At 66.4% G+C, this 17,833-nt stretch carries 18 protein-coding genes; 8 read left to right on the forward strand and 10 right to left on the reverse strand.

Going from position 1 to position 17,833, the window contains the following annotated elements:
• Positions 1 to 166: 166 nt before the first annotated feature.
• From D7Y61_RS10735 to prpB, 7 genes are all read right to left on the reverse strand, one after another.
• Positions 167 to 1,627, reverse strand: coding sequence for a bifunctional 2-methylcitrate dehydratase/aconitate hydratase (locus D7Y61_RS10735; protein WP_180866227.1), 1,461 nt, complete (start codon positions 1,625 to 1,627; stop codon positions 167 to 169).
• Positions 1,628 to 1,751: 124 nt separating this feature from the next.
• On the reverse strand, positions 1,752 to 2,930 hold the full coding sequence (gene prpF, locus D7Y61_RS10740; protein WP_180866228.1) for a 2-methylaconitate cis-trans isomerase PrpF: 1,179 nt from the start codon (positions 2,928 to 2,930) through the stop codon (positions 1,752 to 1,754).
• A gap of 3 nt (positions 2,931 to 2,933) precedes the next feature.
• Positions 2,934 to 3,296 (reverse strand): type II toxin-antitoxin system RelE/ParE family toxin, encoded by a 363-nt coding sequence (locus D7Y61_RS10745; RefSeq protein WP_180866229.1) that lies wholly within the window; start codon positions 3,294 to 3,296, stop codon positions 2,934 to 2,936.
• Positions 3,293 to 3,535, reverse strand: a complete 243-nt coding sequence (locus D7Y61_RS10750) for a type II toxin-antitoxin system ParD family antitoxin (RefSeq protein ID WP_180866230.1) — start codon at positions 3,533 to 3,535, stop codon at positions 3,293 to 3,295. Before D7Y61_RS10750 ends, D7Y61_RS10745 begins: the two co-directional genes overlap by 4 nt.
• A 100-nt stretch (positions 3,536 to 3,635) precedes the next feature.
• Entirely contained in the window at positions 3,636 to 6,254 is a 2,619-nt protein-coding gene (acnD, locus tag D7Y61_RS10755) for a Fe/S-dependent 2-methylisocitrate dehydratase AcnD (protein WP_180866231.1), read from the reverse strand.
• Between the two features lie 97 nt (positions 6,255 to 6,351).
• A complete protein-coding gene (gene prpC / locus D7Y61_RS10760) occupies positions 6,352 to 7,509 on the reverse strand; it encodes a bifunctional 2-methylcitrate synthase/citrate synthase (protein ID WP_180866232.1) in 1,158 nt (385 codons plus the stop codon).
• A 36-nt stretch (positions 7,510 to 7,545) separates the two neighbouring features.
• The gene (gene prpB, locus D7Y61_RS10765) at positions 7,546 to 8,439 is read right to left on the reverse strand and encodes a methylisocitrate lyase (protein WP_057498383.1); all 894 of its coding nucleotides are present in this window, start codon (positions 8,437 to 8,439) and stop codon (positions 7,546 to 7,548) included.
• A 159-nt stretch (positions 8,440 to 8,598) separates the two neighbouring features.
• Between prpB and prpR the strand changes: the two genes are divergently transcribed.
• Both prpR and D7Y61_RS10775 read left to right on the forward strand, forming a co-directional pair.
• Complete coding sequence (prpR, locus tag D7Y61_RS10770; RefSeq protein ID WP_180866233.1) at positions 8,599 to 10,179, forward strand: propionate catabolism operon regulatory protein PrpR; 1,581 nt, start codon at positions 8,599 to 8,601, stop codon at positions 10,177 to 10,179.
• A gap of 36 nt (positions 10,180 to 10,215) precedes the next feature.
• Positions 10,216 to 10,791 (forward strand): hypothetical protein, encoded by a 576-nt coding sequence (locus D7Y61_RS10775; protein WP_180866234.1) that lies wholly within the window; start codon positions 10,216 to 10,218, stop codon positions 10,789 to 10,791.
• A gap of 27 nt (positions 10,792 to 10,818) precedes the next feature.
• On the opposite strand, the gene D7Y61_RS10780 is transcribed toward D7Y61_RS10775, so the two are convergent.
• Both D7Y61_RS10780 and pdxH read right to left on the reverse strand, forming a co-directional pair.
• Positions 10,819 to 11,160: a hypothetical protein gene (locus D7Y61_RS10780; protein ID WP_180866235.1), complete on the reverse strand. Its 342-nt coding sequence runs from the start codon at positions 11,158 to 11,160 to the stop codon at positions 10,819 to 10,821.
• 9 nt (positions 11,161 to 11,169) lie between these two features.
• Positions 11,170 to 11,769: a pyridoxamine 5'-phosphate oxidase gene (gene pdxH / locus D7Y61_RS10785; protein ID WP_180866236.1), complete on the reverse strand. Its 600-nt coding sequence runs from the start codon at positions 11,767 to 11,769 to the stop codon at positions 11,170 to 11,172.
• A gap of 40 nt (positions 11,770 to 11,809) precedes the next feature.
• Between pdxH and D7Y61_RS10790 the strand changes: the two genes are divergently transcribed.
• A complete protein-coding gene (locus tag D7Y61_RS10790; protein WP_180866237.1) occupies positions 11,810 to 12,637 on the forward strand; it encodes a kinase in 828 nt (275 codons plus the stop codon).
• Between the two features lie 6 nt (positions 12,638 to 12,643).
• Here the strand turns inward: D7Y61_RS10790 and D7Y61_RS10795 are convergent, their stop codons facing one another.
• On the reverse strand, positions 12,644 to 12,847 hold the full coding sequence (locus D7Y61_RS10795) for a dodecin family protein (protein WP_005410663.1): 204 nt from the start codon (positions 12,845 to 12,847) through the stop codon (positions 12,644 to 12,646).
• Between the two features lie 98 nt (positions 12,848 to 12,945).
• Here D7Y61_RS10795 and D7Y61_RS10800 point away from each other — a divergent pair, with 98 nt between their 5' ends.
• The 5 genes from D7Y61_RS10800 (at position 12,946) to mdtD (ending at position 17,568) form a co-directional block, all read left to right on the forward strand.
• Complete coding sequence (locus D7Y61_RS10800) at positions 12,946 to 13,488, forward strand: shikimate kinase (protein WP_180866238.1); 543 nt, start codon at positions 12,946 to 12,948, stop codon at positions 13,486 to 13,488.
• Positions 13,485 to 14,597, forward strand: coding sequence for a 3-dehydroquinate synthase (gene aroB, locus D7Y61_RS10805; protein ID WP_180866239.1), 1,113 nt, complete (start codon positions 13,485 to 13,487; stop codon positions 14,595 to 14,597). Before D7Y61_RS10800 ends, aroB begins: the two co-directional genes overlap by 4 nt.
• 119 nt (positions 14,598 to 14,716) lie before the next feature.
• Positions 14,717 to 14,956, forward strand: coding sequence for a WGR domain-containing protein (locus D7Y61_RS10810; protein WP_180866240.1), 240 nt, complete (start codon positions 14,717 to 14,719; stop codon positions 14,954 to 14,956).
• A 26-nt stretch (positions 14,957 to 14,982) separates the two neighbouring features.
• Complete coding sequence (gene hemE / locus D7Y61_RS10815) at positions 14,983 to 16,065, forward strand: uroporphyrinogen decarboxylase (protein WP_108765952.1); 1,083 nt, start codon at positions 14,983 to 14,985, stop codon at positions 16,063 to 16,065.
• Positions 16,066 to 16,158: 93 nt separating this feature from the next.
• The gene (gene mdtD / locus D7Y61_RS10820; RefSeq protein ID WP_180866241.1) at positions 16,159 to 17,568 is read left to right on the forward strand and encodes a multidrug transporter subunit MdtD; all 1,410 of its coding nucleotides are present in this window, start codon (positions 16,159 to 16,161) and stop codon (positions 17,566 to 17,568) included.
• Positions 17,569 to 17,833: the final 265 nt, after the last annotated feature.

Consider the following 17,833-nt stretch of genomic DNA (forward strand, 5'->3'; position numbering starts at 1 on the left):
GCGTCGGCCGTGCCAACCAAGGTTGGCACCTACCAAAGCGAGCCTCCCCTGGCAGGTACCGGTGTTGACGCAGATTCGTGCAAGTGCCCCGGATGCGGGTAGTGCCGGCCGCTGGCCGGCAGTATCGGTAGTCGCCAACCTTGGTTGGCACCCACCAGGGCGCGCCCTACCCCGGCAGGTACAGGTCCACGTAGTCGGTTGCCGGCATTGCCGCCAGCGCCACCGGGTCCAGTGAAGCGGCCAGGATGCGCTGCTGCTGGGTGGTCGGGAAGCGGTGGCCCAGGTGCCGGCGGAACTTGTCCATCAGCAACGGAATGCCCTCCTCACGTCGGCGCGCGTGGCCCAGCGGGTATTCCACCAGCACCTCGGGCAGCTCAGTACCGTCGCTGAAGCGCACGCTCAGGCCGTTGGCGATGCTGCGCTTGTCCGGGTCCAGGTAATCGGCGCTGAGCTGCGGATCCTCATGACAGGCCATCTTCGCGCGCAGTGCGTCGATGCGCGGGTCGGCGGCGACGTCATCCTCGTAGTCCTCGGCCGTCAACCGCCCGTGCAGCAGCGCGATGGCGACCATGTACTGCACGCAGTGGTCACGGTCGGCCGGATTATGCAGCGGCCCCTGCTTGTCGATGATGCGGATGCAGGCCTCCTGGGTGCGGATGGCGATGTGCGCGATGTCCTCGACCCGCCGCCCCATCGCGCGCAGCTGCTGGTGCAGCGTGATCGCTGCCTCCACCGCGGTCTGGCCATGGAATTCGGCCGGGTAGCTGATCTTGAACAGCACGTTCTCCATCACATAGCTGCCCAGCGGCCGCCCCAGCGTCAACGCCTGGCCATGCATGGATACGGCCTCGAAACCCCATATCGGTGCACTCAATACGCTGGGGTAGCCCATCTCGCCACTGGCCGCCATCAGCGCCAGGCGCACGCCGCGGCTGGTCGCATCACCGGCCGCCCAGCTCTTGCGCGAGCCGGTGTTGGGCGCGTGCCGGTAGGTCCGCAACGCGTGGCCATCGACCCAGGCCAGTGACAGCGCATTGAGCATGCGCTCGCGGTCCAGGCCGAGCAGCTGCGAGACCACCGCGGTGGTGGCGACCTTGACCAGCACCACATGGTCCAGCCCGACGCGGTTGAAGGAATTCTGCAAGGCCAGCACGCCCTGGATCTCGTGCGCCTTGATCATCGCCAGCAACACATCGTGCACGGTCGGCGGCGGCCGGCGCAGCGCGGCAGCATTGCGCCCCAGCCAATCACAGACGGCGAGGATACCGCCCAGGTTGTCCGACGGGTGTCCCCATTCGGCGGCCAGCCAGGTGTCGTTGAAATCCAGCCAGCGCACCATTGCGCCCAGATTGAAAGCAGCCTGCACCGGGTCCAGCACGTAGTGCGTGCCCGGTACACGTGCTCCGTTGACCACGCTGATGCCAGGCACCAGCGGCCCGAGCAGTTTGCTGCAGGCCGGGAAGGACAGTGCCTCCAGCCCGCAACCGAGCGTGTCGAGAAGGCAATGGTGTGCGGTCTGGAACGCCAGTGGTGAGTCGATGTGGGCGTCGCGCACGTAGTCGACGATATCCACCAGCAGCGCATCCCACGCTGCACGCTCGTTGGATGGGGTGTGGTTGTCGGACATCGTCGATCTCCTCGTTGCGGTGCGCAGTTGCTCGCGCACCATGCCAACCAAGGTTGGCATCTACCAAAGCAATCGGTCTCTGCGGCCCGGTAGTCGCCAACCCTGGTTGGCGTTTACCAGCACCTCATTCGGCCGGCACCCGCACCATGCCTTCCATCAGCACGCGGGCGCTGCGGCTCATGATGGCCTTGGTCACCGTCCACTGGCCGTCAACGAGCCCGGCCTGTGCGCCCACGCGCAGCGTGCCGGAGGGATGGCCGAAGGTCACCGCTTCGCGTTCACCACCACCGGCCGCGCGGTTGACCAGAGTGCCCGGAATCGCCGCGGCGGTACCGATCGCCACGGCGGCAGTGCCCATCATCGCGTGGTGCAGCTTGCCCATCGACAGGGCACGCGCGTGCAGGTCGATGGCCGAGGCCGCGATCGACTTGCCACTGGACGACACGTAGTCCTGTGCCGGTGCCACGAAGGCCACCTTCGGCGTGTGTTGGCGGGTCGCTGCGTCTTCCAGTTTCGAGATCAGGCCCATGCGCAATGCGCCATGGGCGCGGATGCTTTCGAACTTCTGCAGTGCTGCCTTGTCTTCGTTGATCGCCGGCTGCAGCTCGGTGCCGGTGTAGCCCAGGTCGGCAGCATTGAGGAAGATGGTCGGAATGCCGGCGGTGATCATCGTTACATCGAAGCTGCCCACGCCCGGCACGTCCAGCGTGTCCACCAGATTGCCGGTCGGGAACATCGCGCCGGCATCGCCGTCGTCGGACGGATCGATGAATTCCAGCTGGATCTCGGCCGCCGGGAACGTCACCCCATCCAGTTCGAAATCGCCGATTTCCTGCACTTCGCCATCGCGCATCGGCACGTGGGCGATGATGGTCTTGCCGATGTTGGCCTGCCAGATGCGCACGGTGCACAGGCCATCGCGCGGCACGCGGGCGGGATCGACCAGGCCGTTGGCAATCGCAAACGGGCCGACCGCGGTGCTGAGGTTGCCGCAGTTGCCGCTCCAATCAACGAAGGCGGTGTCGATCGAGACCTGGCCGTACAGATAGTCCACGTCGTGGTCCGGCACCGACGCAGCGGAGATGATCACGCACTTGCTGGTGCTGGACGTAGCCCCGCCCATGCCATCGGTCTGCTTGCCATACGGATCGGGCGAGCCGATCACGCGCATCAGCAGCGCATCGCGTGCGGCGCCCGGCACCTGAGCGGCTTCGGGCAGGTCCTTCAGGCGGAAGAACACGCCCTTGCTGGTGCCGCCGCGCATGTAGGTGGCGGGAATACGGAGTTGCGGAAGGAAGGTCATGGATCAGTATCCTGGATGCGACGAACCAATATCGGGTTTGAGCTCCTCGTCTTCGAACAGCGCTTCCATGCCCCGCGAAGCATTCCAGATGCGCACGATGGAAACATGCGCAGGTAGCTCCACGTAGTAGACCAGGTAGCCGTCGAAGCGACGAACCGGATGAAAACGCAATGGCGCTGGCAGCGAGAGCAACAGACCCGCATGCAGTGCGGAACCAGCACCTGGGTGGGTCTCGATCAGCTTGACGACGGATTCCACCGCATCGATGAAGCCGATTTCCTGCACTTCTCCGCCCTGACCTCCATACCAAGCTGCTGCCTGGTCAAGATCTCGAACCGCTGCAGGGGACCAGTGCGAAGGTTTCACTTCCAGTTCCGTGCACGCTCACGGAGCTTGTCGAAGTGATCCGGCGCCAAAGGCGCCGAAGGACCAGAAGCCAGTCCCTCCGCAATCAGCTGCTTGAGCAGTTCTTCGGCCTTGCTGCGCTGGCGCTGGCGGATCAGGTCACGCACATAGTCCGACGTACTGGAGTAGCCGCCTTCGCGCACTTCCTCGTCCACGAACTGCTTGAGCGGATCGGTCAGCGAAATGTTCATGGTGGCCATGAAACTCTCCTCTGGCAGTTTTTGCCAAGTCAGTGTGCGCCCCGCTCTGGTGTCGGACAAGCCCGCCCCCGGCCTCCGGGGGCAGGCATTCAGCCGGCTATCACGCCACCTTGGCCCCTTCCAGGAAGTCCTGGGCGAAGCGCTGCAGCACGCCGCCGGCCTCGTAGATCGCCACTTCCTCGTCGCTGTCCAGGCGGCAGGTGACCGGCACGATCACGTCCTGGCCGTCGCGGCGGTGGATGACCAGGGTCAGTTCGGCACGCGGGGTACGCTCGCCGATCACGTCATAGGTCTCCGTGCCGTCGATGCCCAGGGTCAGGCGGGTGGTGCCCGGCTTGAACTCCAGTGGCAGCACGCCCATGCCGATCAGGTTGGTGCGGTGGATGCGTTCGAAGCCCTCGGCCACGATCGCCTCCACGCCAGCCAGACGCACGCCCTTGGCGGCCCAGTCACGCGAGCTGCCCTGGCCGTAGTCGGCACCGGCGATGATGATCAGCGGCTGCTTGCGGTCCATGTAGGTCTCGATCGCTTCCCACATGCGCATGACCTTGCCTTCCGGCTCCACGCGCGCCAGCGAACCCTGCTTCACGCTGCCGTCGTCGTTGCGCACCATCTCGTTGAACAGCTTCGGATTGGCGAACGTTGCGCGCTGCGCGGTCAGGTGGTCACCGCGGTGGGTCGCGTAGGAATTGAAGTCCTCTTCGGGCAGGCCCATCTTCGCCAGGTATTCGCCGGCGGCGCTGGAGGCCATGATCGCGTTGGACGGCGACAGGTGGTCGGTGGTGATGTTGTCCGGCAGCACCGCCAGCGCGCGCATCCCTGCCAGCGTACGCTCACCAGCCAGCGCCCCCTCCCAGTACGGCGGGCGGCGGATGTAGGTGCTCTGCGGGCGCCAGTCGTACAGCGGGCTGACCGCAGCGCCATGCTCCACGCGCACATTGAACATCGGGTTGTAGACCTTGCGGAACTGCTCGGGCTTCACCGAGGCCTTCACTACCGCATCGATCTCGGCGTCGCTCGGCCAGATGTCCTTCAGGCGCACCTCGTTGCCATCGGCATCCACGCCCAGCACGTCCTTCTCGATATCGAAGCGGACGGTGCCGGCGATGGCATAGGCGATCACCAGCGGCGGCGAGGCCAGGAAGGCCTGCTTGGCGTAAGGATGGATGCGGCCATCGAAGTTGCGGTTGCCCGACAGCACGGCCGTGGAGTACAGGTCACGGTCGATGATTTCCTGCTGGATCTTCGGATCCAGCGCACCACTCATGCCGTTGCAGGTGGTGCAGGCGAAGGCGACGATGCCGAAGCCGAGCTGCTCCAGGTCCGGCAGCAGGCCGGAATCTTCCAGGTACAGCTGCACGGCCTTCGAGCCCGGCGCCAGCGACGACTTCACCCACGGCTTGCGCTGCAGGCCACGCGCGTTGGCATTGCGCGCCAGCAGCGCGGCGGCAATGACGTTGCGCGGATTGGAGGTATTGGTGCAGCTGGTTATGGCGGCGATGATCACCGCGCCATCGGGCATCAGGCCCTGCGCCTGCTCGGCCTTGCCCGCTTCCAGCTTGGCTTCGTCGGCGATGCCGCGTTCGGCCAGCTCGGCGGTGGCCACGCGCTTGTGCGGGTTGGACGGGCCGGCCATGTTGCGCACGACGCTGGACAGGTCGAAGCTCAGCACGCGCTCGTACTGCGCGGTCGCCAGATCGTCGGCCCACAGGCCGGCGGTGCGTGCGTAGTTTTCCACCAGCGCCACCTGCGATTCCTCGCGCCCGGTCAGGCGCAGGTAATCGGTGGTCTGTGCGTCGATGTAGAACATCGCGGCTGTGGCACCATATTCGGGGCACATGTTGGAGATGGTGGCGCGGTCACCGATGGTCAGTGCCGCGGCACCTTCGCCGAAGAATTCAAGCCAGGCACCGACCACGCGTTCCTTGCGCAGGAACTCGGTCAGGGCCAGCACCACGTCGGTGGCGGTGATGCCCGGCTGCGGGCGGCCACTCAGTTCGACACCGACGGTGTCGGGCAGGCGCATCCACGACGCGCGGCCCAGCATCACGTTCTCCGCTTCCAGGCCGCCCACACCGATGGCGATCACGCCCAGTGCATCCACGTGCGGGGTGTGGCTGTCGGTGCCCACGCAGGTATCCGGGAAGGCCACGCCGTCCTGCACGTAGACCACCGGCGACATCTTCTCCAGGTTGATCTGGTGCATGATGCCGTTGCCCGGCGGAATCACGTCCACGTTCTCGAAGGCCAGCTTGGTCCAGTCGATGAAGTGGAAACGGTCTTCATTGCGACGATCTTCGATCGCGCGGTTCTTCTCGAACGCCTGCGGATCGAAACCACCACATTCCACTGCCAGCGAGTGATCGACGATCAGCTGCACCGGCACCACCGGATTCACCTTGGCCGGGTCACCGCCCTTGTCGGCAATCGCATCACGCAGGCCGGCCAGGTCGACCAGCGCGGTCTGGCCGAGGATGTCGTGACACACAACGCGCGCCGGGAACCACGGGAAATCCAGGTCGCGACGGCGCTCGATCAGCTGCTTCAGCGAATCGCTGAGCGTGGCCGGATCGCAGCGGCGCACCAGGTTCTCGGCCAGCACGCGCGAGGTGTACGGCAGGGTGGCGTAGGCGCCGGGCTGGATCGCATCGACAGCGGCACGCGCGTCGAAATAATCCAGCGCGCTGCCGGGGAGGTTCTTGCGGTAATCGGTATTCATGGGCTGGCGGAGTGCTTGAGGCGGGCCGGGTGCCGGCGGTGCGGCGGCGAAAGCATCCGGCCGGCACATTGCCGGCCGGATGGGTACAGCAGGTGGATCAGGCGCGCTTGTCGATGGCGACGAAGTCGCGGTCTTCCGGACCGATGTAGTTGGCGCTCGGACGGATGATCTTGCCGTCGATGCGCTGCTCGACGATGTGCGCGCTCCAGCCGGCGGTGCGGGCGATCACGAACAGCGGAGTGAACATCGCGGTCGGCACGCCCATCATGTGGTAGCTGACGGCGCTGAACCAGTCCAGGTTCGGGAACATCTTCTTGATGTCCCACATCACCGTTTCCAGGCGCTCGGCGATGTCGTACATCTTCATGCTGGACTGTTCTTCGGACAGCTCGCGGGCCACGTCCTTGATCACCTTGTTGCGCGGATCGGAGACGGTGTAGACCGGGTGGCCGAAACCAATCACCACTTCCTTGCGCTCGACGCGGGCCTTGATGTCTTCCTCGGCCTCATCGGGGTTGTCGTAGCGCTTCTGCACTTCGAAGGCCACTTCATTGGCGCCGCCATGCTTGGGGCCGCGCAGCGCGCCGATGCCACCGCAGATCGCGCTGTACATGTCGCTGCCGGTGCCAGCGATGACGCGGCAGGCAAAGGTGGAGGCGTTGAACTCGTGCTCGGCGTACAGGATCAGCGAGGTGTGCATCGCCTTCACCCACGATTCCTGCGGCTTCTCGCCGTGCAGCAGGTGCAGGAAGTGGCCACCGATCGACTCATCGTCGGTTTCCACGTCGATGGCGCGGCCGTTGTGGCTCCAGTGGTACCAGTACAGCAGCATCGAGCCGAGGCAGGCCATCAACTTGTCGGCGATGTCACGCGCGCCCGGATGGTTGTGGTCATCCTTCTCCGGCGCCACGCAGCCGAGCACGGACACGCCGGTGCGCATCACGTCCATCGGGTGCGCCGACGGCGGCAGTTCTTCCAGCGCGGCCTTCACCGCGGCCGGGATGCCACGCAGCGACTTCAGCTTGGCCTTGTACGAAACCAGCTCGGCGCGGGTCGGCAGCTTGCCGTGCACCAGCAGGTAGGCGATTTCCTCGAATTCACTGGTGTTGGCGAGGTCCAGGATGTCATAGCCACGGTAGTGCAGATCGTTGCCACTGCGGCCCACGCTGCACAGCGCGGTGTTGCCGGCAGCGGTGCCGGACAGGGCGACGGACTTCTTCGGCTTGAAGGTCGGGGTTGCGGTCGTATCGTTCATGTTTTCCCTCCGAAAACTGATGGTGCAGGGTACTGCTTATTTCTTGGCGGCGAACAGTGCGTCGAGCTGCTGCTCGAAGGCGTGGTAGCCGATGCGGTCGTAGAGTTCTTCGCGGGTCTGCATGGTCTCGACCACGTTGCGCTGGTGGCCATCGCGGCGCACCGCCTGGTAGACGTTCTCGGCCGCCTTGTTTGCCGCACGGAACGCCGACAGCGGGAACAGCTGGATGGCGACGCCGGCCGAGGCCAGTTCGTCGCGGCTGAACAGCGGGGTGGCACCGAACTCGGTGATGTTGGCGAGCACCGGCACCTTCACCGCGTCGACGAAGCGGCGGTAGGTGTCCAGATCGTAGGCCGCCTCGGCGAAGATGCCGTCGGCACCGGCCTCGACGCAGGCGATGGCGCGCTCGATGGCCTTGTCCACGCCGTCCACCTGGATGGCGTCGGTACGCGCGATCAGGAAGAAGTCCGGATCGGTCTTGGCATCGGCAGCGGCCTTCACGCGGTCGACCATTTCGCCCTGCGAGACGATTTCCTTGCCCGGACGGTGACCGCAGCGCTTGGCGCCGACCTGGTCCTCGATGTGGCAGGCGGCCGCGCCGGCCTTGATCAGCGACTTCACGGTGCGCGCGATGTTGAACGCGCTCGGACCGAAGCCAGTGTCGATGTCGACCATCAGCGGCAGGTCGCAGACATCGGTGATGCGGCGCACGTCCACCAGCACGTCTTCCAGGGTATTGATGCCCAGATCCGGCAGGCCCAGCGAGCCAGCAGCCACGCCGCCACCGGACAGGTAGATGGCGCGGAAGCCGGCGCGCTTGGCCAGCAGGGCGTGGTTGGCGTTGATCGCGCCGATCACCTGCAGCGGCGATTCGGCAGCCAGCGCTTCACGGAAGCGGGCACCGGCGGAGGATGGGGTGGAAGCGGTCATGCGGCAATCCAGGTTGAAGAACACGAAGGGGAGCGCAAACTCCATGCCAAGCTGCAAGCCCTTGATTTCACGGGGATGACCAGGGCACATCGGTGAAACATATGAAACACTGAAACAGATGTATCATGAAACACCTTGCCCACCCCGCCCCGAGCCGCCATGTACCTGCCCCGCTCGCCCCAGCGCCACGCCGATGACCCCGGCCGTCCGGTGATATGGACGGTCAGCGTCTCGCGCCTGACCGGCCTGCTCGGCGACGTCATACCCGAGTTCGACCGCCGCGCGCGTATCGAGCAGATCAACCTTGGCTTCGAGGAAGCCGTCGAGGTGATCGGCCAGCGCCTGCGCCGCGAGCATTGCGACGTGGTGATCGCCGGAGGCTCCAACGCCGCCTGGCTGCGCAGCCGGCTGGAGTTGCCGCTGGTGCCGATCCAGGCCAACGGCTTCGATTTGATGGAAGCGCTGGCCCGTGCGCGACGCATCGCCAGCCGCATCGGCCTGGTCACCCACGCCAGCGACGTGCCGGTATTCAGCAACTTCCAGCAAAGCTTCGGTCTGGATATCGAGCATCGCCGCTTCGTCACCCGCGAGGACGCGCGCGACTGCATCGCCGACCTGCGCGCCAATGGCATCGAGGTGATCGTCGGCACCGGCATGGCCATCGACCATGCCGAACAGGCCGGGCTGCCCGGCGTGCTGCTGTACTCGGCCGATTCAGTGCGGCAGGCGTTCGAGCACGCCCTGGAACTGACCCATACCCTGGCCCGCTCCGGCGGCAGCCGGCCAGCTCCACGCCGTCGCGCCGCACCGCGCAGCGATGCACACGACCTGCTGGGCAGCAGCGATGCGATGGCGCAGGTGCGTGCACAGATTGCACTGTACGCGCCGCACCACAGCACGGTATTGGTCAGCGGCGAAACCGGCACCGGCAAGGAACTGGTCGCGCGCCAGCTGCACGCGGCCAGCGGTCGTCGTGGCCGCTTCGTGGCACTGAACTGCGGCGCGATCAGCGAATCACTACTGGAATCGGAACTGTTCGGCTACAGCGATGGCGCGTTCACCGGCGCACGCCGTGGCGGCCGCGTGGGCCTGGTGGAAGCAGCCGATGGCGGCACCCTGTTCCTGGATGAAATCGGTGAACTTCCGCTGCCCTTGCAGACCCGCCTGCTGCGGGTGCTGGAAGAACGCGAAGTGCTGCGCGTGGGCGCCACCGAGCCGACGCCGGTTGACCTGCGCGTGGTGGCCGCCACGCTGCAGTCGCTGGAACAGCGCGCGGCCGCAGGCAGCTTCCGTAGAGATCTCTATTATCGTTTGGCCGCACTGCGCATTGCCCTGCCCTCGCTGCGTGCGCGACGCGATGACATCCCACTGCTGGCACAACACTTCTTCCGCCAGCTGCGCGGCATCGACACGCCGCTGGATGAGGATGCGATGGCAGTGCTGACTGCCGCCGAATGGCCCGGCAACGTGCGTGAACTTCGCAATCTTGTTGATCGACTACGCATCCACTGGCAGCCTGGAGAAGGGCTGATTGATGCCGCGCGACTGCTGCAGCTGGCACCCGAGCTGATGAATGCGGGCAGTGCAGCCTTTCCGGCCGGAAACAACGGCAAGCGCCCGCCGCGTGCGCAACTGGAAGCGCTGCTGCTGGAACATCGGAATGACCGCGAGGGCATGGCGCAGGCACTGGGCGTATCACGCACCACGCTGTGGCGGTGGTTGCGCGCGGAGAATCTCTGACGGGATGGTGCGGGCCACAGGCCGGCAACCACAGGTATGATCAGGTCCACTGGTGTACGGCTGCTGAGCGGTACTACCGGACCGGCACAGGGAGACGACCCCATCGACACCTTCAGACAGCATGACCGGCAGCTGCGCCGGCAATACCCGCTGCCCCATTTCCTCGCGCCCTGGGGCTGGTGCTTCGCAAGGAACAACCTGCTCGATGCGGCCCCAGCCGTGCTGGATGGCATCGAAGATCAGCAGACCGTGTTCCTGCTCCGCGACCTGTACTTCTGCGGCATGATCTTTTCCGCCAGCGGAGATTTCCCGCTTCGCAACGGTGACCGCCTGCAGGCCTCGCTGCATGTGACCTATGCGTCGAACACCGAACACCCGTACGAAATCGAACTGCACCTGCGCAAAGGCAAGGCGCGCAACAGCGCTCACCAGTTCGACATCGAGCGCGCCGTCGCCACGGCCCGCGAGGCCATCGATGTGATCAATGCATGGATGAACCAGGTCAGCAACGAACTCGTCGAGTGTTACGACCCGGCCAACGAGCGCATCGATGCCTGGTTCCCACCGGGGAATCAAGCAGTGCGTGCAACACCGCTCGACGGGCATCGGTGAAACGGTGGCAGCCAAGCATCGGCCCGGCTACGCCAGAAACTCGATTTCCTCTACGTGCACGACGGGTACCCGCCACGGGTGATGCGGCACAATGCCCCGCTCGAATATCTGCTGCAGCCGCAGTGGATCACGTGGCAGGCAGAATTCCAGCCGCACGCTGCCGACCACTTCGGTACGGCCCGCTTCCCCCTGCACGGGCATCGCATCCGCGCGGGGGCGGAACTGCTCAAACCCCGGCGCAGACCACCACATGCCGTGCTCGTAGTCGCCTGCCACCAGCGCGTCCACCGCAAGGATGCCGTTCTTCACGGCATCCAGCGACGCGATTGGCACGAATACCACCACGCGATACAGCGGCAGGCGATTCATCATGCGACCTTACGGGTACAGCAGGCGCTTGCTCCAGCGGCCTTCTGCCCCGGCCTCATAGCACCAGCGCTCGTGCAGGCGGAACTGCGCGCCATACCAGAACTCGATGCGGTCAGGCACCACGCGCAGGCCGCTCCAGCCCTCCGGACGTGGCACGTCCTTGCCTTCGAAGCGGGCTTCGATCTCTGCCACGCGCGCGTCGAACTCCTCGCGCGTCGCCAGCGTCTTCGACTGCTGCGAGGCCCATGCGCCGATCTGGCTCATACGCGGACGGCTGGCGAAATAGGCATCGGCTTCGGCATCGGCCACCTGTTCGACACGGCCTTCGATACGCACCTGGATGCCGGCCTCGCGCAGGCTGCGCCACAGGAACAGCAGCGCCGCCTGCGGATTGGCCTGCAGTTCCTGGCCCTTGTGGCTGTCCAGGTGGGTGTAGAACACGAAGCCGCGCTCGTCGAACGCCTTCAGCAGCACGGTGCGTGCCGAGGGACGACCCTGCGTATCGGCGGTGGCCACGGTCATCGCATTCGGCTCGACCTCGCGGCTCTGTTTGGCCTCCTCGAACAGGCCGGCAAACGTGGACAGGGCTTCGGCGTACAGGTCGCTCATGATTGCGTTCTTCTCACACGGATTGGGCTATTGTGGCTGCATGGTCGCTGCTGCGTATATGCCCCAGGTGAAAGGATTCCCGGAAACATTGGCCAAACAGGCGCTGGACGATGCGCTGGGCAGCGGCGCAGCGGTTCCAGTATTGGCGATCAGCGGCCTGCAGGGGAGCGGCAAATCGACGCTGGCCGCGCAGGTGGTGGCATGTGCACAGGCGCGTGGCCTGAACGCGGCGACGCTGTCCATCGATGACGTCTACCTGACCCGCGCACAGCGCCAGCGACTGGCCCGACAGGTGCACCCGCTGCTGATCACCCGCGGCCCACCCGGCACCCATGACCTGCCGCTGGCCCACCGCGTGCTGGACGCGGTAGCCGCGCGCCAGCCCTTCGCATTGCCCCGCTTCGACAAGCTGGCCGACGAGCGACTGCCCGAAGCGCAATGGCCACGTATCGAGCAACCCCTCGACCTGCTGGTGTTCGAAGGCTGGTTCCTGGGTACGCCAGCACAGGCCGACGACGCGCTGGACAGCCCGCTGAATGCACTGGAACGCGAGGCCGACGCCGATGGCCACTGGCGGCGCTGGTGCAACCAGGCCCTTGCCCGCAACTACCCGGCGCTCTGGCAGCGTTGCGACCGCCTGTGGTTCCTGCAGCCACCGGATTTTTCAGTGGTGCCGCGCTGGCGCTGGCAGCAGGAGCAGAACCTGCAGGCCGCGCAGCCGGGCCGGCACGGCATGAGCCGGCCACAGCTGGAGCGATTCGTGCAGTACTACGAGCGGGTCAGCCGGCAGGCGCTGCGTGCCCTGCCCGCCCTCGCCGACCACGTGGTGGTGCTGGACGGACAGCGACAGGTGCAGGCAGTGCGCTGAGGGCGCCTATTCCACCAGGAAGGTCACCCGCAGATTGACCCGCCATTCGGTGATCTCGCCACTGCCATTGGTGACCACCTTGGTCTCGTTCACCCAGGCGCCCTGGATGCCCTTGACCGTCTCGGAGACCTTCTTCAATCCGCTGCGTACGGCGTCCTCCACGCTTTTCGGTGAGGAGGCGGTGATTTCGATGACCTTGGCAACCGTCATGGCCTGTACTCCAGCTGGCGCGGGAGACCCCGCAGGAACGCCTAGAGTGACGTGAAGAACGTAAAGGCCGGGGCACGGAGGTGTTAGCATCAGAGGGCATGAACCCTGCTCCGAACCTGATCCTGATCGGCCCTATGGGCGCCGGCAAAACCTGCATCGGCCGCCGCCTGGCCGAGCGCTTCACGCTGGACTTCGTCGATGTCGACCAAGCCATCGTCGATGCCGCCGGCGCCAGCATCCCGACCATCTTCGAGCATTCCGGCGAAACCGGCTTCCGCAGCCATGAACGCGAGGCACTGGCCCGCGTGCTGGAAGGCCATGGCCAGCTGGTCTCAACCGGTGGCGGCGCGGTGCTGGATCCGGACAACCGGGCATTGATCGCCCGGCGCGGCTTCGTGGTCTACCTGCGGGTCAGCGTGGCCGCGCAACTGGAACGCCTGGCCCGCGACAAGGGCCGGCCACTGCTGCAGCGCCCGGACCGCGAGCAGGTGCTGCACGATCTGGCCGCACACCGCGACCCGCTGTACCGCGAACTGGCCGACCTCACCCTTGATACCGACCCGTACACCGCTGCCGATGCGACTGCCCAGCTGGTGGTCAAGCTGGCCACGCAATGGCAGCGCCAGGACCTGACTGCATGACTTCCCCCACTCTGCTGCAGGTCGCCGTTGGCGGCGACCGCCCCTACTCCATCACCATCGGCGCCGGTGCGCAGGCCGACGGCACCGCGCTGGCGTCGCACGTGCGTGGGCGCCATGTGCTGCTGCTCAGCGACAGCGAAGTCGCCCCGCGCTATCTGGATGCCGTGAAGCAGACTCTGCTGGCCGCTCGCCCCGACCTGATCATCGGCGAGCACGTGCTGGCCGCCGGCGAAGCCTCCAAGACCCTGCCCGAATTCGGCCGCGCGATCGAAGCACTGGCCGGGCTCGGCGCTACCCGCGATGCCTGCGTGTTCGCCCTCGGCGGTGGCGTGGTCGGCGATCTTGCGGGTTTCGCCGCCGCGTGCTGGATGCGTGGCGTGGACTGCGTGCAGCTGCCCACCACCCTGCTGGCGATGGTCGATTCGTCGGTGGGCGGCAAGACGGCGGTCGACATTCCGGCCGGGAAGAACCTCGTCGGCGCCTTCCATCCGCCGCGTGCGGTCATTGCCGATACCCGCGTGCTGGCCACCCTGCCGCCGCGCGAGCTGCGGGCAGGCCTGGCCGAAGTGGTGAAGTACGGCGCGCTGGGTGATGCCGTGTTCTTCGAATGGCTGCAGCAGCATGCCGAGGCGCTGATCGCCGGTGAAGACCACGTGCTTTCCGAAGCCATCGCACGCAGCTGCCAGCACAAGGCTGCCATCGTCGAACGCGATCCGTTCGAGAAGGGCGAGCGTGCCCTGCTCAACCTGGGCCACACTTTCGGCCATGCCATCGAGACCGAACAGGGCTACTCGGCCCCGGGCCGCGATGCGCTGAACCACGGTGAGGCCGTGGCCGTGGGCATGGTACTGGCGGCGAAGCTGTCCACCGACCTGGGCCTGGCCGAGGATGCCGACCGCGCGCGCCTGCAGGCGCTGCTGGAACGCCTCGGTCTGCCGGTGGCCATCCCGGCCGGGCTGGACCCGCAGGCCCTGCTCGGCCGCATGCGGCTGGACAAGAAGAACGTGGCCGGTCGACTGCGCCTGGTGCTGTGGCGCGGCATGGGCCGCGCCGAAGTGGTGCCGGACGTGGATGAGGCGGCGGTACTGAAGGTACTGGGCGCGGGCTGACCTTTCCGCGTTCGCCGGGCATGGCCCGGCGCTAACGAATTGTGCCGCGGCATGAAGCGCAGCCGAGCGTGGGCTCGGCTCTACAGGTTCGTGCCGCCCGGGGCGATACAATCGGCACCATGCACGTCTACCTGCAACATCCCGACGCCGGTGCGCAGGCACCGCGCTTCCTGCGCCTGAGCCTGCAGCCGGACCTGTTCGGCGGCTGGGAGCTGCTGCGCGAGAGCGGCCGCGTCGGCAGCCGCTCGCAGCTGCGGCGCGAGCTGTACCTGCAGGCCGACGAAGCGCGCCATGCCTTTGAGAAGGCCCGCGATGCCGAACTGCATCGCGGCTTCCAGATCCTTTCGCACGGCGACTGACGCCGCTGCCAACTTTCGTCCAAGGAATGCCCATCGTGACCAGCCCTCTCCGCAACGATCGCCTGCTGCGCGCCCTGCGCCGCGAACCGGTGGACTGCACCCCCGTCTGGCTGATGCGCCAGGCCGGCCGCTACCTGCCGGAGTACCGCGCGACCCGGGCCAAGGCCGGCAGCTTCCTGGCCATGGCCAAGAACCCGGAAATCGCCTGTGAAGTCACCCTGCAGCCGCTGCGCCGCTTCCCGCTGGACGCGGCCATTCTGTTCTCGGACATCCTTACCATTCCCGATGCGATGGGCCTGGAGCTGTACTTCGTTGAGGGCGAAGGCCCGAAGTTCCGCCACCCGGTGCGCGATGAAGCCGCCATCGCCAGGCTGGCGGTGCCGGACATGGAACAGGACCTGGGCTACGTGATGGACGCGGTGCGCCTGATCCGCCGCGAGCTGGACGGCCAGGTACCGTTGATCGGCTTCTCCGGCAGCCCGTGGACGCTGGCCTGCTACATGGTGGAGGGCGGCGGCAGCAAGGATTTCGCCCGTATCAAGGCGATGGCGCTGAACCACCCGCAGGCCCTGCACCGCCTGCTGGAGGTCACCACCGACGCCGTGATCGCCTACCTCGGCGCGCAACGCGCAGCCGGCGCGCAGGCACTGCAGGTGTTCGATACGTGGGGCGGCGTGTTGTCGCCGGCGATGTACCGCGAGTTCTCGCTGCGTTACCTGCAGCGCATCGCCGAAGGCCTGGAGCGTGGCGAAGGCAGCGAGCGCACGCCGCTGATCCTGTTCGGCAAGGGTACCGGCCTGCACCTGGAAGCACTGTCGCAGACCGGTGCCGATGCGCTGGGCCTGGACTGGACGCTGGACCTGGACGAGGCCCTGCGCCGCACCGGTGGCCGCGTCGCCCTGCAGGGCAACCTCGACCCGACCACGCTGTACGCCTCGCCGGATGCGATTGCCGCCGCCGCCGCGCGCGTGCTCGATACCTATGCCGCCGGCAACGGTGGTTCGCGCGAGGGCCATGTATTCAACCTCGGCCACGGCATGTCGCCGGACATGGACCCGGCCCACGTGCAGGTGCTGGTCGACGCGGTGCACGCGCACAGCCAGCGCTGAATCAAGCGCAGTAAGCGTCACGGTGCGACGTTGATCGCACCGTGATCCGGTTTGCGCGATCATGGCGCCCCCACGCTGCACCGGCCGCACGCCATGCCCACATCGTCATCGACCTACAACCGCCACCGTCCCCTGCTGTGGCTGGTGTCCTTGGCGATCTTCATGCAGATGCTGGACTCGACCATCGTCAACACAGCGCTGCCTGCGATGGCGGCCAGCCTGGGCGAGAGCCCGCTGCAGATGCAGTCGGTGGTGTTCAGCTACGCATTGGCGGTGGCCACCTTCATTCCCGCCTCCGGCTGGATCGCCGACCGCTACGGCACCCGCCGCACCTTCCTGGTGGCGATCATCCTGTTCACCCTCGGCTCGCTGGCCTGCGCGCTGGCCCAGCACCTGCACCAGCTGGTCGGTGCGCGCGTGCTGCAGGGCATCGGTGGCGCGATGCTGCTGCCGGTCGGCCGGCTGGCGGTGATGCGCTCGGTTCCGCGCGAGGATTTCCTGCGCGCGATGAGCTTCATCGCCATTCCCGCGCTGGTTGGACCGCTGATCGGCCCGACCCTGGGCGGCTGGCTGGTCGAGATTGCCTCGTGGCACTGGGTGTTCCTGATCAACCTGCCGATCGGCGTGATCGGTTTCATCGCCGCGATGAAAATCATGCCCGACCACTACGCCAGCCATCGCACCCGCTTCGACCTGCGCGGCTACATCATGCTGGCCTTCGCGATGGTGGTGCTGTCACTTGCATTGGACGGCATCTCCGGGCTGGGCACGCCACACGCGCTGGTGATGCTGATGACCGTTGCAGGCCTGGCGGCACTGGTGGGTTACTGGCTGCACGCCGCCAACTCCACCGCCCCCTTGTTCTCGCTGGCCCTGTTCCGCGTGCCCAGCTATCGCATCGGCATCCTCGGCAACCTGTTCTCGCGCATCGGCAGCAGCGCCATGCCGATGCTGATCCCGCTGCTGCTGCAGGTCGGCCTTGGCCTGGGCCCGATGAACGCTGGCCTGATGATGGTGCCGGTGGCGGCGGCCGGCATGGTATCGAAGAAGCTGGCGGTGAAGCTGGTGGAGCGCTACGGCTACCGTCGCGTGCTGATGGTCAACACCGTGCTGGTCGGCCTGGCGATGGCCAGCTTCATTCTGATGACGCCCGGCCAGCACCTGGTCTGGCGCCTGCTGCAGCTGGCGCTCTTCGGCGCGGTCAATTCGCTGCAGTTCACCGTGATGAACACCGTGACCCTGCGTGACCTGGACCGCGAGTTCGCCAGTTCCGGCAACAGCCTGCTGTCGATGGTGATGATGCTCGCCGCCGGTTTCGGTGCGGCCGCAGCCGGCAGCCTGCTGGCCGCGTTCGGCAATCATCTGGACAGCACCGACGCGACTGCGGCATTGCATGCCACGTTCCTGTGCGTCGGCGCGATCACCCTGACCTCGACGATGATTTTCTGGCAACTGCCCGATACCAAGCCGGAGCCACGGCAGGTCGAGCACGTCGCGGAATGAGGGGGGGCGGCAGGGCCTGCGGCCCTGCACCTGCAAGAAGCCAGATCAACAGCAACAACCGGTTCTGTGAATGCTGTGCGCTGGGCGGTGCGGTGTGAGGCTGCAGGACACGCCGTAAACCCATCCATGGGGGCTCGATGGCGCCATCCATGGCGCCAACGGTCCTGCAGCCCCACACCGCCCCGCCCCCGACAGTTTCCCGGTGACGGCTGGTAGATCCACGCCATGCGTGGATGAACGTCCATTGAAATCGAACACTTCGATG

This window comes from Stenotrophomonas maltophilia (assembly GCF_013464485.1).
In the GTDB taxonomy this organism is placed as follows: domain Bacteria; phylum Pseudomonadota; class Gammaproteobacteria; order Xanthomonadales; family Xanthomonadaceae; genus Stenotrophomonas; species Stenotrophomonas maltophilia_AW.

What these genes read in the sequence shown, in the direction of transcription:
- D7Y61_RS10735 (WP_180866227.1), bottom strand. Translation starts at nt 1,627, where the DNA reads ATGTCCGACAACCACACCCCATCCAACGAGCGTGCAGCGTGGGATGCG.
- prpF (WP_180866228.1), bottom strand. Translation starts at nt 2,930, where the DNA reads ATGACCTTCCTTCCGCAACTCCGTATTCCCGCCACCTACATGCGCGGC.
- D7Y61_RS10750 (WP_180866230.1), bottom strand. Translation starts at nt 3,535, where the DNA reads ATGGCCACCATGAACATTTCGCTGACCGATCCGCTCAAGCAGTTCGTG.
- acnD (WP_180866231.1), bottom strand. Translation starts at nt 6,254, where the DNA reads ATGAATACCGATTACCGCAAGAACCTCCCCGGCAGCGCGCTGGATTAT.
- prpC (WP_180866232.1), bottom strand. Translation starts at nt 7,509, where the DNA reads ATGAACGATACGACCGCAACCCCGACCTTCAAGCCGAAGAAGTCCGTC.
- prpB (WP_057498383.1), bottom strand. Translation starts at nt 8,439, where the DNA reads ATGACCGCTTCCACCCCATCCTCCGCCGGTGCCCGCTTCCGTGAAGCG.
- prpR (WP_180866233.1), top strand. Translation starts at nt 8,599, where the DNA reads ATGTACCTGCCCCGCTCGCCCCAGCGCCACGCCGATGACCCCGGCCGT.
- D7Y61_RS10775 (WP_180866234.1), top strand. Translation starts at nt 10,216, where the DNA reads ATGATCAGGTCCACTGGTGTACGGCTGCTGAGCGGTACTACCGGACCG.
- D7Y61_RS10780 (WP_180866235.1), bottom strand. Translation starts at nt 11,160, where the DNA reads ATGAATCGCCTGCCGCTGTATCGCGTGGTGGTATTCGTGCCAATCGCG.
- pdxH (WP_180866236.1), bottom strand. Translation starts at nt 11,769, where the DNA reads ATGAGCGACCTGTACGCCGAAGCCCTGTCCACGTTTGCCGGCCTGTTC.
- D7Y61_RS10790 (WP_180866237.1), top strand. Translation starts at nt 11,810, where the DNA reads ATGGTCGCTGCTGCGTATATGCCCCAGGTGAAAGGATTCCCGGAAACA.
- D7Y61_RS10795 (WP_005410663.1), bottom strand. Translation starts at nt 12,847, where the DNA reads ATGACGGTTGCCAAGGTCATCGAAATCACCGCCTCCTCACCGAAAAGC.
- D7Y61_RS10800 (WP_180866238.1), top strand. Translation starts at nt 12,946, where the DNA reads ATGAACCCTGCTCCGAACCTGATCCTGATCGGCCCTATGGGCGCCGGC.
- aroB (WP_180866239.1), top strand. Translation starts at nt 13,485, where the DNA reads ATGACTTCCCCCACTCTGCTGCAGGTCGCCGTTGGCGGCGACCGCCCC.
- D7Y61_RS10810 (WP_180866240.1), top strand. Translation starts at nt 14,717, where the DNA reads ATGCACGTCTACCTGCAACATCCCGACGCCGGTGCGCAGGCACCGCGC.
- hemE (WP_108765952.1), top strand. Translation starts at nt 14,983, where the DNA reads ATGCCCATCGTGACCAGCCCTCTCCGCAACGATCGCCTGCTGCGCGCC.
- mdtD (WP_180866241.1), top strand. Translation starts at nt 16,159, where the DNA reads ATGCCCACATCGTCATCGACCTACAACCGCCACCGTCCCCTGCTGTGG.